At 43.3% G+C, this 13268-nt stretch carries 17 protein-coding genes; 8 read left to right on the top strand and 9 right to left on the bottom strand.

Going from position 1 to position 13268, the window contains the following annotated elements:
• Nucleotides 1-16: 16 nt before the first annotated feature.
• Entirely contained in the window at nt 17-1234 is a 1218-nt protein-coding gene (gene hutI, locus BKB51_RS07765; RefSeq protein WP_085900522.1) for an imidazolonepropionase, read from the bottom strand.
• A 171-nt stretch (nt 1235-1405) separates the two neighbouring features.
• On the opposite strand from hutI, the gene BKB51_RS07760 reads away from it, so the two are divergent.
• The gene (locus BKB51_RS07760) at nt 1406-1837 is read left to right on the top strand and encodes a MarR family winged helix-turn-helix transcriptional regulator (protein ID WP_085900521.1); all 432 of its coding nucleotides are present in this window, start codon (nt 1406-1408) and stop codon (nt 1835-1837) included.
• Nucleotides 1838-1882: 45 nt separating this feature from the next.
• Complete coding sequence (locus tag BKB51_RS07755) at nt 1883-3907, top strand: MBL fold metallo-hydrolase (protein ID WP_158090176.1); 2025 nt, start codon at nt 1883-1885, stop codon at nt 3905-3907.
• A 102-nt stretch (nt 3908-4009) separates the two neighbouring features.
• Here BKB51_RS07755 and BKB51_RS07750 read toward each other — a convergent pair whose 3' ends face one another.
• Complete coding sequence (locus BKB51_RS07750) at nt 4010-4438, bottom strand: DUF983 domain-containing protein (protein WP_085900519.1); 429 nt, start codon at nt 4436-4438, stop codon at nt 4010-4012.
• Between the two features lie 45 nt (nt 4439-4483).
• Complete coding sequence (locus BKB51_RS07745; RefSeq protein ID WP_085900518.1) at nt 4484-5077, bottom strand: pentapeptide repeat-containing protein; 594 nt, start codon at nt 5075-5077, stop codon at nt 4484-4486.
• A 398-nt stretch (nt 5078-5475) separates the two neighbouring features.
• Here BKB51_RS07745 and BKB51_RS07740 point away from each other — a divergent pair, with 398 nt between their 5' ends.
• Complete coding sequence (locus BKB51_RS07740; RefSeq protein WP_085900517.1) at nt 5476-5901, top strand: response regulator; 426 nt, start codon at nt 5476-5478, stop codon at nt 5899-5901.
• A 67-nt stretch (nt 5902-5968) separates the two neighbouring features.
• Nucleotides 5969-6274 carry a PilZ domain-containing protein gene (locus BKB51_RS07735; RefSeq protein ID WP_085900516.1) on the top strand — a complete coding sequence of 102 codons (306 nt, stop codon included), beginning with the start codon at nt 5969-5971 and terminating at the stop codon, nt 6272-6274.
• A gap of 66 nt (nt 6275-6340) precedes the next feature.
• Here BKB51_RS07735 and BKB51_RS07730 read toward each other — a convergent pair whose 3' ends face one another.
• Nucleotides 6341-7132, bottom strand: coding sequence for an amino acid ABC transporter permease (locus tag BKB51_RS07730; protein WP_085900515.1), 792 nt, complete (start codon nt 7130-7132; stop codon nt 6341-6343).
• A 253-nt stretch (nt 7133-7385) separates the two neighbouring features.
• Here BKB51_RS07730 and BKB51_RS07725 point away from each other — a divergent pair, with 253 nt between their 5' ends.
• Nucleotides 7386-8066, top strand: a complete 681-nt coding sequence (locus BKB51_RS07725; protein WP_085900514.1) for a cupin domain-containing protein — start codon at nt 7386-7388, stop codon at nt 8064-8066.
• A gap of 57 nt (nt 8067-8123) precedes the next feature.
• Here the strand turns inward: BKB51_RS07725 and BKB51_RS07720 are convergent, their stop codons facing one another.
• Nucleotides 8124-8714, bottom strand: a complete 591-nt coding sequence (locus tag BKB51_RS07720) for a sigma-70 family RNA polymerase sigma factor (protein WP_085900513.1) — start codon at nt 8712-8714, stop codon at nt 8124-8126.
• A gap of 407 nt (nt 8715-9121) precedes the next feature.
• Between BKB51_RS07720 and BKB51_RS07715 the strand changes: the two genes are divergently transcribed.
• Nucleotides 9122-9826: a DUF4126 domain-containing protein gene (locus tag BKB51_RS07715; protein WP_085900512.1), complete on the top strand. Its 705-nt coding sequence runs from the start codon at nt 9122-9124 to the stop codon at nt 9824-9826.
• Here the strand turns inward: BKB51_RS07715 and BKB51_RS07710 are convergent.
• Nucleotides 9823-10641: a phosphodiesterase gene (locus BKB51_RS07710; protein ID WP_085900511.1), complete on the bottom strand. Its 819-nt coding sequence runs from the start codon at nt 10639-10641 to the stop codon at nt 9823-9825. The genes BKB51_RS07715 and BKB51_RS07710 overlap by 4 nt on opposite strands.
• Nucleotides 10642-10692: 51 nt before the next feature.
• Entirely contained in the window at nt 10693-11334 is a 642-nt protein-coding gene (locus BKB51_RS07705; protein ID WP_218043983.1) for a MarC family protein, read from the bottom strand.
• A 265-nt stretch (nt 11335-11599) separates the two neighbouring features.
• On the opposite strand from BKB51_RS07705, the gene BKB51_RS07700 reads away from it, so the two are divergent.
• Together BKB51_RS07700 and BKB51_RS07695 are read left to right on the top strand one after the other, a co-directional pair.
• Nucleotides 11600-11929 carry a DOPA 4,5-dioxygenase family protein gene (locus BKB51_RS07700; protein WP_085900510.1) on the top strand — a complete coding sequence of 110 codons (330 nt, stop codon included), beginning with the start codon at nt 11600-11602 and terminating at the stop codon, nt 11927-11929.
• 137 nt (nt 11930-12066) lie between these two features.
• Nucleotides 12067-12288 (top strand): hypothetical protein, encoded by a 222-nt coding sequence (locus tag BKB51_RS07695; RefSeq protein WP_085900509.1) that lies wholly within the window; start codon nt 12067-12069, stop codon nt 12286-12288.
• A 54-nt stretch (nt 12289-12342) separates the two neighbouring features.
• On the opposite strand, the gene BKB51_RS07690 is transcribed toward BKB51_RS07695, so the two are convergent.
• Both BKB51_RS07690 and BKB51_RS07685 read right to left on the bottom strand, forming a co-directional pair.
• Nucleotides 12343-12681: a hypothetical protein gene (locus BKB51_RS07690; RefSeq protein WP_085900508.1), complete on the bottom strand. Its 339-nt coding sequence runs from the start codon at nt 12679-12681 to the stop codon at nt 12343-12345.
• A 120-nt stretch (nt 12682-12801) separates the two neighbouring features.
• On the bottom strand, nt 12802-13191 hold the full coding sequence (locus BKB51_RS07685; RefSeq protein ID WP_085900507.1) for a winged helix-turn-helix transcriptional regulator: 390 nt from the start codon (nt 13189-13191) through the stop codon (nt 12802-12804).
• Nucleotides 13192-13268 lie beyond the last annotated feature (77 nt).

Genomic DNA, 13268 nt, shown 5'->3' with positions numbered 1-13268 from the left:
ATATGTTCCATTGCTATTAGTTTTGAATAACCTGTTTTCCATTTTTAATCAATTCTTGCAAAGGATTGAACCCCATATGATAGGAAAGCTCGGCAGGATGGGTAATATCCCATATCGCCAGATCAGCGACCTTTCCGACCTCCAAACTACCATGTGTCTTTTCCAGGCCAAGGGCTTGTGCTGCATGCAAGGTGACGCCGCGCATGGTTTCCGTTGGTGTCATTTTAAAAAATGTACAGGCCATATTCATTGCGAGCAAAAGCGAGCAACAGGGGGATGATCCGGGGTTCATGTCTGTCGCAACGGCCATAGGGACCGCATGTTCTCTAAAAAGATCAATTGGCGGTTTCTTTGTTTCATTGAGAAAGTAAAAAGCACAGGGAAGGATAACGGCTACCGAGTTTACTTCAGCCATTGCTTTTGCAGATTTTTCCGATACGTATTCTAAATGATCTGCAGATTTTGCGCCGTATTTTGCAGCAAGTGCTGCACCACCTAGATCGCTTAGCTGTTCTGCGTGAAGCTTCAGGTTAAAGCCAAGATCTTTTGCTGCTTTAAACAGCTTCTCTATTTGAGGTGGGGAGAAGGCAATGCCTTCACAGAAACCGTCAATGGCATCGGCTAGTCCAGATTTTTTTAGCTCGGGTAGTTTCTCAATTATGCTGTCAATATAACCATCACCATTATTCTGGTATTCTTCGGGGACGGTGTGAGCTGCGAGATAAGTTGTGACAACATTGAGTGGTAACGTTTCACCAATTTTCCGAGCGACACATAGTTGTTTTGTTTCATTTTCCCAGTCCAGACCATAGCCGGATTTTATCTCGAGCGTTGTGACGCCTTCAGACTGGAGAGACTGTGCCCGTTTGATTGCCTTATTAAAAAGCTCTTGCTCGCTAGCTGCTCTGGTTGCTTTTACTGTGGATCTTATACCACCGCCTGCACGAGCAATCTCTTCATAGCTGGCACCTTCTAGGCGCATGTTAAATTCATTGATACGTTCACCACCGTGTACGATGTGAGTGTGACAATCTATCAGGCCGGGTGTGATCCACGATCCATTGAGGTCATTAATTTCTTTGGCTAATTTTTCCGGTGCATCTGGCAACTTTGAGATTTCACCCACCCAGGCAATATTTCCGGCAGTGCTCGCGATAGCTCCGTTATTGATTATTCCCAACCCGGCGTCATTCAAAGTACACAGATTGCAGTTGATCCAAAGACTATCCCACATAACCAGCTCCGAAGTTTTGAAATTTATAGCATATTGTATATACAACTTTGTTCGTTGTGGTAAAGCATATTGTTTATAAAGAATTTTTTGATTTTAATAAATTCAGAATAGGGAGGACTTGATATTTTATATTTAAAGTGTATATACACTTAATGTGAGGGGAGTACTTAAATGCCTTTAAATCCGACTGATGTAACATCCTGTACTTGTGCTGGTTTACGCAAGGCAACGCGTTTGATAAGCCAAAACTATGATGCGACTTTAAAACCGTCAGGTTTAAAGGCGACACAGTACACTTTATTGGCAACAGTACATAAAACTGGTGCTTTACCAATGAAGCAACTTGCATCTGTTCTTGGGATGGATCGTACGACCTTAACTCGTAATCTGAAGCCAATGATTCATAAAGGTTTTATTCAGAATGAGGCGGATACAGATCAAAGGATTAGGTTGGTGCGTATAACAAAAGAAGGGGCCCGCGCTCTGCATGAGGCGACACCACTTTGGCAAGTTGCTCAAAATAGGGCGATTGAAGTTTTGGGGCAGAAAAACTGGAATTCGTTAATGCTCGTAATTAATAAAATTTCGTCTGAAGAAGAGTAAATTTTTTTAATAAAAAGAGTGTATATGCACGTAATGGAGAAAGCAATGAAATATCTTACAAAGATCATAGGGGCTGGTGCGGTTCTGACATTTATAGGTATGGGGGCTATTACGGTTGTAAAAGCACCTGTTTCCAGCTCTAACAACATCATAACAGCATCAGATGGTTCAATAGCTAAGGCAAATTTAATAAAAGCAGGTTTGTCTCAGAGCTTGAGCCCAGCAGAAGGTTTTGAGGAATTTGGTAAGGCAGAAGGGGATAGAAGCTTTCATTCTGACATGCTGTACGGAGAGATTGTACTGTCTTATGGACCTGTTGAAGATCCGCGACCGGTATTTTTGTTGGCTAATTCTTATATCGTATCTAATCAACAAAAATACGGGATTGCTTTTTTTGAGAAGTTGTTAAAGCGATATGAGAACCATTTTTCAGCAGACGTGAAGGCTAACTACTTGGCTGCATATGCTATTTTAAGAGCAACGTATGCGGATAATGTTTTTTTATTGAACAGAATTGGCTGGGTTAACGATACTTTTGATATTTTGGAAGAAGCATCGGTTCTTTCTGGCGGGGCTAACCCTTTGGTGAAATGGGCATCAGGGCTGATTTATGCTCAAGTTCCTTGGTTCTTTGGCAAGGAAGAAGAGGCGTTAAGAGAGCTGACCTGGTTGGCGGATCATCCTAAGACAGAGCCTGAGCCAGGTTTCTATCGGGAAGTCTATCATCACCTGGCAAAAATCTATGAGAATAGTGGAGATGAAGAAAAGGCGCGTAACTTTCTGATTAAAAGTGGGTATAAAGATTATGTACCTCAAACGCTTATCATGGGGTGGTTTTCTTCATCAAAGGAGACGGGGCTTTTATTCTCTCCTACGCCCTGGATAGAAGAGGTTGTTCCCGGGAAGGTATTTGCGGTTCGCGGTTTTGGGTTTTCAGAATTGCATTTTATCGTAAGTGAGGATGGACAAGAACTGATTTCTATTGATGCAGGTACACAGCCCTTTAGCATGGAAGCTGGGTATGAGTATTTACTGGAGAATTTCCCAAACCTTCCTCCTTTAACGACAGCTTTTTTTACACATGCTCATTGGGATCATATCGGTGGTCACAGCTTTCTAAAAACTCTGAACTCTGAAATTACCTTCTATGGGCGTGAAAATTATCATGGCACAGTGGATCGTGCTTTAAGGAACCACACCTATGAACAATTTCGTTCCGAAAGTTATTCACACGATTGGATAAACAGCTATCATCCTGATCGTGCAATATCCGAAAGAACGAGTGTGCAAATTGGTGGAACAGAATTTGAGTTGATACCGGTTACTGGTGGGGAAACAGAAGACGCAATGTTAATAAACATGCCTGCCGAACAGGTTGTGTTTGTTGGCGATGTCTTAATGCCTTTTTACGGTGAGCCATGGGTAGAAGAAGGCTTCATTCCTGAAGCAATTGATACGATGGATGCCATCATTGCCGTTAAGCCAAAACATATTCTCCATGGTCATTATGGAATTAATGTTCTCTATAATAGCGCTGAAGTTATTATTGCTTATCGAAATGCATATAGTTGGTTGGTAGAAGAGGCTACCCGGCATCTAGAAGCGGGGTATTCCGTTAAAGACATTGTTCGATTAAATCTAATACCGCCAAGTTTGAGAAACAATCCTGAAGCAATTATTGGTTTTCAAGCCCCGCGTAATCACATTATCGCCCGCCTCGGGGATCATATGCTTGGGATCTGGCAAGAAGGCATTACAGGGAAAGAGCCAAGCGGTTTAGATAATTTGACATCAATTGAGTACGGCAGGCTTTTAGAGCTTTATTTAGGGCTATCTGTTGATGACGTTGAGGGGGCGTTGCGAGCGATCATCGATGGTGGTGATAATGAGCTGGCTTTAAAGTTAGCGGTTGCTGCTGAAGGGCGTTATGAGGAAAACGCTGGTATTATTCTCCTAAAAGAAGAGGCCGCAGATCGTGCGCGAGGAGCCCTTCAGTTCTTTGATCCTTTTGGTTTTGTCACCTATACCGAAATGATTGAAAAAAACATGCCCCAGATCACAGTTGAGTAGGCCCGAGATTACAGTTGAGTAGAAGGTACATAATTTTAATACGGCACATTTCAGGCAGCTAAATGGCGACCTGAAATGTGCGTATCTATGGGGTGATGATGATTATTCTGCCGCAGAGGGAAAGCGCTTTTCATCTTCAAACATGCGTAAAGCCCATAACACCCCAAGAACTCCGCCTTTTATAAAGGGGAGGATAGCCATTGTCAGGGCAAGGGTCAGCGCGGGCCAGATTGCAACATGTGTAAGAAGGGAAGGCGAATAAAGCTGTTCGGTCCACATGACACCGGGCACAACAATATGCCCCACGATTGTGATGGTGAAATAGGGGGGAATATCATCAGCCCGAATGTGACTAAGTTCTTCATGACAGTGCGCGCACTCATCAATAACAGTCACATATTTCCGAAAGACTTTTCCGGTGCCACAATGGGGGCACTTTTTCCGCAATCCACGCTTTAAAGCTTGGAATACAGATCTTTCCTCCGGTTCTTGTGCGGCGAATTCCCCAAGGTCTTTATTGTTTTCGCTCATTACAACCGTTGTAAACTATAAAACGCCCGCATCAGCGGGCGCAGACTATTTAGATTTACAAGAAAGTGCCTTATGAAGGGCAGATGGCGAAATGACGCACCCCATCAGATTTGCTCTCCATAGGTCTGCACCATCAAGCTTTGCGCCCGTTAGGATGGCACCGCGTAAATCTGCGTCGCTTAAATCTGCTCCGGATAAATCTGCATCCCTAAGGTTTGTGCCGTGTAAACTGGCTCGCACAAGGTTCGCATTTGTAAGGTCAGAACCGCTGAGATCAGCCCCTGAAAAATCTGCTCCAGCCATATCAGCATTTTGCAGTTTTGACCCGGGCATAACCATGTCAGAAAGATTCAAATTGTTAAGATTAGCCCTGGCACCTTGATTTGAATCTTGAATCCAGGCGTGATGGTCTGCAAGGACTCTTAAGAGATCTCTGGCCTTCGCTGACTTTTCTCGTGCCATGTTTTCATCGACTTCGGATTGATCAATGATACTTGTATCATCTGGCAATTGAGCCATCATGAATTGGACTCTGAGTTGACGCTTGGCGTCTTCAAGATCTTTGGCCTCAATTTCACCAGTTTCAACACGTGACATAGGGTCAGCTTGAATCTGGTAAGTATATCTTCTTAGGCTCATTTACCACTCCCTGCGAATTTTATTTTTAAGATCTTATCGGAAACGGAATGAACTTACGACAATTTCCTAAACAAATTATGGACAGAATAAAAAAGTCTTAAATTAAGTTATTGGATTCTGGTTTTGAGATGAAGGTTTTGTGAAATGATTTTCGGTAAAGAAAATTATTTTTAATCGATATTATTTTTCAATTCATGCTTTCTAATATATTGAAAAACATAAATATAAGCTAATTTTATCTTGAGTTGTTTTTCTGGGTTTGGATACAATTTATCTGGAATGTGAGCTATTCGGTAGGACATTTTTAATATTCTCGGGGCATAAGTTTAAGTCTCGATGGGAACATTTGGATTCTTTCATTTTTACGTTCCCCTGTTCAGCATATTGGAGGTCAGGTTTTGTCTTGGACAGCGGACGATTGGACGAAATTAAGTGTGGCCGTCGTTGATGATAGTAAGGCTGTACGGTCAATGATGAGGCTTATGCTTTTATCATTGGGTGTTGGTGAAGTTTTACTCTATGAAAACGTTAGTGAAGCGATGGATGGCATTGAAAAGAAAAAGCCTGATCTTGTGATTTCCGACTACTATATGGTGCCGGAAACAGGGCTTGATTTGCTTAAACGTCTGCGTCAATCAACCGAAGAGCTCACGCGGGCTCTTCCCTTTTTGATGATGAGCGGTTACGAAAAAGCTGACACGTCGCTATCGAACGAAATTTCAGGCTATATGCCTAAACCGGTTACCGCTGATTTAGTTAAACATCATATTATGACGGCCTGTGTTGACAGGTCTGATAAAGAAAGTAAGTTTGGTCGCGCTTGAATAGCGTTTTATTTTAAGGTTTTGTAAGTTGTATCAAGAAGTTCCGTCCCTTTCTTTGCAGAGGTTAATGAACAGGCGTCACGCACCTCGCCATATGATTTCTCCCGGTACAAAAGTACGGTTAACGGCCTTTGATAATAGCTATGATTGCGAAGTCCTGGATCTTTCTTTTTGTGGTGCGCGCCTCTTGTTTGATACAAAGTTACCCATAGGTAGTGAAGTTATTTTATCTCATAGTCACTGTGGTCAGGTTTTGGGTACAGTGAAATGGAATTCGCCCCAAGAAATCGGTTTGGAATTAGGGCCAGGTGTGGGGCGCTTGTTAACGCGCTGTGACACAGCACACACAGCTTATACTCAACAGAGTAGTTAAGTATAAGTATCAAAAATTTATTTTTCTTCTGAATATCTGGTTGATACCTGTTTTTAGAATCTGTTCTTAAACACGAGCAGCTTTCGGGTTTTGGATACGTTCGTTTCTTTTTAGGTAATTTTCCAGCTTACGCACGAAGTAGGTCACGACCAATATCAGAGCCAGATACTCCAAAATAAGAAATGTATATATTTCAAGCGGACGGTATTCGTTAACAACGAGTTCTGTCGCACGTCGGGTGAGCTCGCTGTAGCCAATGACAGAGGCAAGTGAGGACATTTTCAGCATGTAAACAAACTGGTTTCCCAGCGGAGGAATAATTTTTCTTATTGCCTGGGGTAGTATGATCAGCCGCATTTTTTGAAAGTATGTTAACCCCATACTTTCTGCCGCCTCGTGCTGACCAACATCAATAGATTGAATACCTGCCCGGAATATTTCTGCTTGAAAAGGACTATCGCAAATTGCGAGAGCCAATACACCCGCCGCAAATAACCCTAGGTCTATTCCCAGAACAACGGGCAAACCGTAGTAGGTCCACAAAATCATAACCAGTACGGGTATTGACCGGAAGACTGCGACGTAAAACAGGTTGATTGCTCGTAGATATTTATTGTTGGAAATACCTGGAAGACTAACAAGCAAGCCCGCTGTCATAGAAAGCAAGATTGCAACAATCGACATCTCGATCGTGCCCAAAAGGCCGCCTATGAGGAACTGAATATTATTTTGTCCGGCAAGTTTTGTCGGGTCAACGACATGCCAGCCCCAAGTGTAATCGCCACCACAGCTGGAAAGCAGTAATATTAGAGGTAGAGAGATAATATGTTTGCTGAAGAGCTTTGATGAAATATTCATTTGAAAGGAAAGGGCCTCTGCGGCGTTAAGACTGGTTGCTGTGAGACAGATTAACGACTGATACCACGTGACGATGCGTATCAAAGGGCGGCAGATTTGCCATAATCTGCCTTTGTGGCATAATATTTACTGTCTCTTTCAAATACAGACACATTATTGTGATCCAAAAGCATGGACGCGGCGTAATAATAACTCAAGCCTTAAAACAATATATAAATGGCTTGGTTGATTTTAAGCATAGAGAATAAGAACAATGACAGGCATCAATTCCGGATCAGTATCCAGGGATGATATAACGGCAGTACATAAGCCGCAGAATCATCCCTCTGAAGCACATTTGGTGGACTATGTCGCTGGTAGTAGCAGCTATAGTTGGGAACTCTTTATTGATGCACACCTTTCTCTTTGTGCGGAGTGTCGAGATCAGGTTGCAAAGTTGCGAGCATTGGGGGGCGCTTTGTTAGAGAAAATACCCCATGATGATCTTCCTGAGGGAATGGAAGAGAGGGTTCTTGATCTTCTGGACTCTGCTGAAATTACAAGCTTTCCCGGACCCAAACACACCGTGTTGCCTGATTTACCTGAAACTGTGACAGCGTTTTTGCCAAGTGATCCGACGAAGCTTTCATGGGACAACGATGTTCTGGCCGGGGGCGAGGCTTTGTGTCTTGGATCTGTCGCTGAAAACGAGGATACGACTGGCGCGAGCTATTTATTTTTACTCAGAATACCAGCTGGGGAGCGCATTTTTGTAAATGGTGAAGTCGCCGAGTTTGGTTATTTGCTTGTTCTTGATGGTGGTTTCTTATGTGACGAAGGAGATCTTTCTGTTGGTGACATAACAGGGTTGGATCAGGTTCGCGGAAAACATTATGCTGTTGACGACCTATCGCTGACCTATTGCCTTTTGTTACTGACCAAAGAAACAGAATAGAGTGTTTCCCTAAAAACTAATTCTATTCCTCTCAGATTAAAGTCTGCTTTGCTTCTGTTAGATACTGGATCCCAGTATACGCCTTAATTTACTAATCGCTAATCTCAACCTGGACTTCACAGTTCCCAAAGGCAGGCCCTCATGTTTTGCGATCTCCATGTGCGTCATGTCTTGATAGAAGGCGAGCTCAAGTAAACTTGCCTGATCATGGGGAAGGCTTTCGATCGCTTCTTTAAGGAGGGATTCTACTTCTTGATGCTCAATGTCTTGGTCTTGGCTAGGAGATTCATCTATCTGGCTGTGCAGATGCAATTGTCCTTGTAAATAGTCTTGATCAACAGGAACCAATCTCTGTCTGCGATAGCGATCAATGCGCCGATTGCGTGCAATGGCAAAGACCCAACTTGAGACGTAGCTTTTTTCGGGATCGTAGGATTCTGCCTGACGCCACAGGGTGAGCATGACGTCCTGAACCAAGCCTTCTGTAATGTTATTATCTGTACCCAGTTTCCGCATGTAGGACATGAGGCGGGGTGCAAAATGTCTGAAAAGTTTGACAAAGGCCTCACGGTCTCTGGAATGGGCTACCAGAGCCATCAAATCTGCCTGTTGCTGAGCGCTTAGGCTATCTGTAACACCATCATCCAACGCTGAAAACTCCCATAGCGTGGCCGATTACTCGGACTGGATCGAAATCTTTGGAGTATCTATTCATCCTGTGGTGCATGTTTTCTTTACATTACCCAACAAGTTGAAATACGCCCCATAGAATTCTGTAATTAGGGTTGGAACATTTTGTTCCGTTAAACTCTCTCCTATCGATTTATCGACACTTTTTGTACTCTTATATTTTTAATTTTGTACTGTGGCGGAATTGAGGTCAGAAATAGATATTCCTGGATACTAACAGTGATTATAAAATATTTCGGGTCAGAAATCTCTTGGTAAATTCACTGACTGTGCCGCTATATAATATGACCTAATATAAATATAGTTCGTTAAGATGTTCAGGAAAATAACAACAATCTGAATTTAATTTTACTACCGGAGTTACAATGTCGCTTTTTGAAATAGCAATCCTTGCAATGGGCGTGGCGTGGGCAGGGGGAATTAATCTTTATGCGACTTCAGCTATTTTGGGAATCCTTGGAGCAAGTGGGCAGCTCGATTTGCCTGATGGGATGATGTTCGTTGAACATCCGGCGGTTATTGTAATTGCTGTGGCCTTTTATGTTATTGAATTTATTGCCGATAAAATTCCGGCCGTAGATTCCGTCTGGGATGGCCTACATACCTTTATACGTATTCCTGCTGGCGCATTGATGGCTGCTGGTATCATGGGGGATGTTAGTACGGAAGCACAGGCCTTGGCTTTTGTCGGTGGTGGCGGACTTGCGACTATAAGCCATTCAATGAAGGCGGGGACTCGTGCTTTTATTAATACTTCGCCTGAACCCTTTACCAATATAGCAGCATCTTTGGGCGAAGATGTTTTGGTTATTGCCGGTTTGGCGATGGCATTGTTAAGTCCCACAGTTTTTGCTGCGTTTCTTGCTCTGTTCTTGATTTTGGCAATCTGGATTGTACCAAAGATCTTTCGTGGTATTCGTAAAGTTTTTCGATTTATATTCGGGAAGGCCGATGTTGAAGAAGGTGAGGATCAATCAGTTGGGCAATCATCACAATCCATAAAGAAAGTAGAAGATGAATGTTTTGAAGGAAACTCCAAAAAGCTTGGTCATCATACTGACGAAAACTAATTAGCGGCGGGTGTGGGAACGCCTTCGGTCAAACCGGTTGGATAGGTCCCGACAAAACTGAGGTGAGATACCAGTCCTGTGTCATCACTCCAGTGAAACAGCCGAACACAAGTGGGCTCAAATCTGGGGTTAATGTCATCAGCAGGATGCATCTCCAGCCCATAAGAAAAAGTAGCACTTGGTGTAACAAATAAGACGGTCTTGGCCCAGTTGGCAACGCTATCCCGATGCGTATGACCACAGGCAATACCAAGTACCTGATCATGGCTTGAGATGACTTTGGCCAATTTTTCACCATTAAAACAGCGCATGCTATCTTGATAAGGTAGCTGTAGTTTTGAGGGTGGGTGGTGCATGACGATTAACGTTGGGCGTTCAGGAGCTTGGGTTAGTTTTTCATTGAGCCAATGTAGCCGTTCATCACAAATCATGCCGTGATGTTTTCCCACTTCGAGAGAGTCCAGCATTATCAGGCGTAAGGGATATTGCTCAATGGTGTATTGCAAGAACTCTCCGTCATTGGGCAGGTATCCATCAGCTTGAAAGAGCGTACGTAAACGTTCTCGACTGTCATGATTTCCCGGCATTACAAAATAGGGAAGCTGCATCGTATCCAGAAGGTTTTTTGCGCGTTCGTAATCTTCCATGTTGCCATGGTTTGAAATATCCCCGGATACAACGACAAGATCTGGTTGAGGATTGAGGGTGGTTAGATGTTCTACCGTTTCCTTGAGGCGATCAAACAGATCAATCGGCCCGGTGTCGGTTTCAATAATGCGGCCTATGTGAAAATCGGTAATCTGGGCAATCAGCATGATAAGATACTGTGTTTTTGTTGGGGGGGGGGGCTCTTCCGGATTTAGCTGTTAGCTTAGAAGGCCTCTTTTCAGGCCATCAAGTATGTATTGAATGGCGAGAGCGGCCAGAACAATGCCAAGAACGCGAGAGATAATGTGCGTTATTGTATCTCCAACAAATCGTTCCAGCTTCTCTGCCAATAAAAAAAGCGTAAGACAAAGAAGCAAAACCCCGGCCAGAACCATTAACACGGCGGATTGGGCAACAATATTTTCTTTGTTAGCACTCATTAGCAGCATGATAGAAGCAATGGCACCAGGGCCGGAAATCAGCGGAATCGCAAGTGGAAAGACGGCGATATCTTCATGGAAATCTGATCCTTTGACTTCTTCTGCGTTAACTTCCCGTCGTTTGGCGCGTTTATCGAACACCATTTCCAGTGCGATCAGGAATAACATAACGCCGCCCGCAATTCTGAACGCGGGAAGACCAACACCAAGCAGTTCAAGAAAATGGTCGCCAAGAAGGGCGAAAAATACAAGAATAACGCCGCCAATCAGAACACCTTTAAAAGCCATCTTCTTTTTGTGGGCAGCACTTGCGCCTTGGGTTAAGCCGATAAAAATCGGTAATAGACCAAGGGGATCTATGATGACAAACAGGGAAACAAAAGCGGTGAGTGCAATGTCAAAGATAGCGGGTGTCAGCATAGAATAGTCTCAAATTTTCGGTGTTTGTTATAATGATTTCAATTTCTCAATAGCCTTATATCCTATAACAAATCTTTAAGCGATGGGCTTTTCGACGAATAGAGGGGCAAATAGCAAAAGGTGATATATGAACGACATGTAAATATCGCTAGCGGATTTGTACTTCAACGATATCGGATCACTAAATCATTTTTGTAAGACGCTTTACTCTTTTCTCGCTGAATGGTTAAGCTTTCTGATAACAGTAAAACAGAAAGATACGCCGATGATTTCCCCGCGTGATTACCACGTTCATTTTTATTTCGATCAAAATACGCTTGATTTGGCACGGCAAATTTGTGAACAGGTCCGGGATGGATTTTCTATTTCTATGGGGCGGGTTCATGAAAAGAATGTGGGGCCACATCCCAAGTGGAGTTGTCAGTTGACAGTTAGCCCTGAAAAATTTGGCGAGGTAGTTAGTTGGGTTGCCCTGAATCGTACCGGGTTGACCGTTTTCATTCATCCGAATACTGGCGATGATTTAAAAGATCATCAAGAACATGCGATATGGATGGGCGAAATGCTGGAATTGGATTTATCATCTTTTCATTAGATGATGGATGTTAGGATTATAGCGCATTAAGATTTTTTGTAATGTTCTAAATGTGTTAACATATGATCCATATTTTACAGGCTATGCTTTAGTCATGAGATCATTTACTGTTTGATAAAGTTATGGGAGGGGATGGTATGAAAAAATGTAACAAATGCTTTTCCGAACGCGTTGTCCGTTATGAACTCAGTCGCAAGGATGTTGAAGCATCCGGTAGCTGGTATCTGGACAATGATATGAACAAATACCAGCCCGAGGACGTAAAAGACGTTGAAGCCGGCCACGTCTCTGTTGATCTGACGTTACATGTATGTCTCGGCTGTAGCCATGTTCGTGGCACGGCTGCCAATCGGGAATAAGGCCAGCAGCTGAGTTTTATCCTATAAAATTAGAAGATCGAGATCAGGTTAAGATTAGTGGTCTGATTTTTCCAGGAACTTATCTCCAAGACCGGTTTCATAGGTAACACCTTCTGCAGTCAAAGTGATTGGCTGTCCGCCTTCTTTCACAAGCCCTTTGCGTGCCAAGGCAATCCAGACGGCTGGGTTATTGAAGCCGCTGGCATCCTTGGCGGATACGACAAACTCACCGACGTGCACATGATCTCCGTGTGCGTGGGGGAGTTGAGACAGAGTGACGTCTCCGTTGGGGTGATGTACAGCTTGCCTTTCATCGCGACCAATTACTTGGGCCAGAACAAGTGTGCGTAGCTGTAACTTGTTCAGCTTTAACGGATTTTTTTTTGTGGGCACTGGTCGGTTCCTTTTTAGGAAGATAACTATATGTGTTATCTTTGTTATGTATCTTGTTTCCTGCTTCTCATGGTGAGCTCTATATAAAGCGCAAGAGTTAATGAGCTGAGTATCTTTTCTTCAGATAACTTTCAACTCTATTGAAGGATTGTCCGAAATAAGTTCGATCATATTTTCCTCTATCCAGCGGTCCATGGCGCAAACTTTTTCCTGAAGGGAAATCCCAAGGTGTGTGAGGGAGTATTCGACATGGGGTGGAATGGTTTCCATATCGTGCCGCTGGACAATTTTAATTTCTTCAAGTTCTCGTAGTGTTTGAGTGAGCATTTTTTGGGAAATTCCCCCCACGCGCCTCATGAGTTCTCCATTCCGTAGATTATCATTTTTGAGGGCATCGATGATGAGTAGGCTCCACTTCCCAGCGACTTTGTTGAGTAGGTAGCGAGCGGGGCAAGATTTGTGGAAAACGTTGGGTTTTACTTTGTTTAAGTCCTGGGGAATTTCATACATCTTAAAAAAATCTTATAGTTACCAAAAGGTGCGTACTGTTAATCTGGTTTCTGCAATACTACCTTTCCATCCGAAAG

The organism is Kiloniella majae (assembly GCF_002118315.1).
Taxonomy (GTDB): Bacteria; Pseudomonadota; Alphaproteobacteria; order Kiloniellales; family Kiloniellaceae; genus Kiloniella; species Kiloniella majae.
Note: the sequence above shows the minus strand (reverse complement) of the source record. Positions and strands in the feature narration are given on the sequence as shown.

What these genes read in the sequence shown, in the direction of transcription:
- BKB51_RS07750 (WP_085900519.1), bottom strand. Translation starts at nt 4,438, where the DNA reads ATGAGCGAAAACAATAAAGACCTTGGGGAATTCGCCGCACAAGAACCG.
- BKB51_RS07685 (WP_085900507.1), bottom strand. Translation starts at nt 13,191, where the DNA reads ATGTATGAAATTCCCCAGGACTTAAACAAAGTAAAACCCAACGTTTTC.
- BKB51_RS07745 (WP_085900518.1), bottom strand. Translation starts at nt 5,077, where the DNA reads ATGAGCCTAAGAAGATATACTTACCAGATTCAAGCTGACCCTATGTCA.
- BKB51_RS07700 (WP_085900510.1), top strand. Translation starts at nt 11,600, where the DNA reads ATGATTTCCCCGCGTGATTACCACGTTCATTTTTATTTCGATCAAAAT.
- BKB51_RS07730 (WP_085900515.1), bottom strand. Translation starts at nt 7,132, where the DNA reads ATGAATATTTCATCAAAGCTCTTCAGCAAACATATTATCTCTCTACCT.
- BKB51_RS07725 (WP_085900514.1), top strand. Translation starts at nt 7,386, where the DNA reads ATGACAGGCATCAATTCCGGATCAGTATCCAGGGATGATATAACGGCA.
- BKB51_RS07760 (WP_085900521.1), top strand. Translation starts at nt 1,406, where the DNA reads ATGCCTTTAAATCCGACTGATGTAACATCCTGTACTTGTGCTGGTTTA.
- BKB51_RS07705 (WP_218043983.1), bottom strand. Translation starts at nt 11,334, where the DNA reads ATGCTGACACCCGCTATCTTTGACATTGCACTCACCGCTTTTGTTTCC.
- BKB51_RS07710 (WP_085900511.1), bottom strand. Translation starts at nt 10,641, where the DNA reads ATGCTGATTGCCCAGATTACCGATTTTCACATAGGCCGCATTATTGAA.
- hutI (WP_085900522.1), bottom strand. Translation starts at nt 1,234, where the DNA reads ATGTGGGATAGTCTTTGGATCAACTGCAATCTGTGTACTTTGAATGAC.
- BKB51_RS07735 (WP_085900516.1), top strand. Translation starts at nt 5,969, where the DNA reads ATGAACAGGCGTCACGCACCTCGCCATATGATTTCTCCCGGTACAAAA.
- BKB51_RS07755 (WP_158090176.1), top strand. Translation starts at nt 1,883, where the DNA reads ATGAAATATCTTACAAAGATCATAGGGGCTGGTGCGGTTCTGACATTT.
- BKB51_RS07695 (WP_085900509.1), top strand. Translation starts at nt 12,067, where the DNA reads ATGAAAAAATGTAACAAATGCTTTTCCGAACGCGTTGTCCGTTATGAA.
- BKB51_RS07715 (WP_085900512.1), top strand. Translation starts at nt 9,122, where the DNA reads ATGTCGCTTTTTGAAATAGCAATCCTTGCAATGGGCGTGGCGTGGGCA.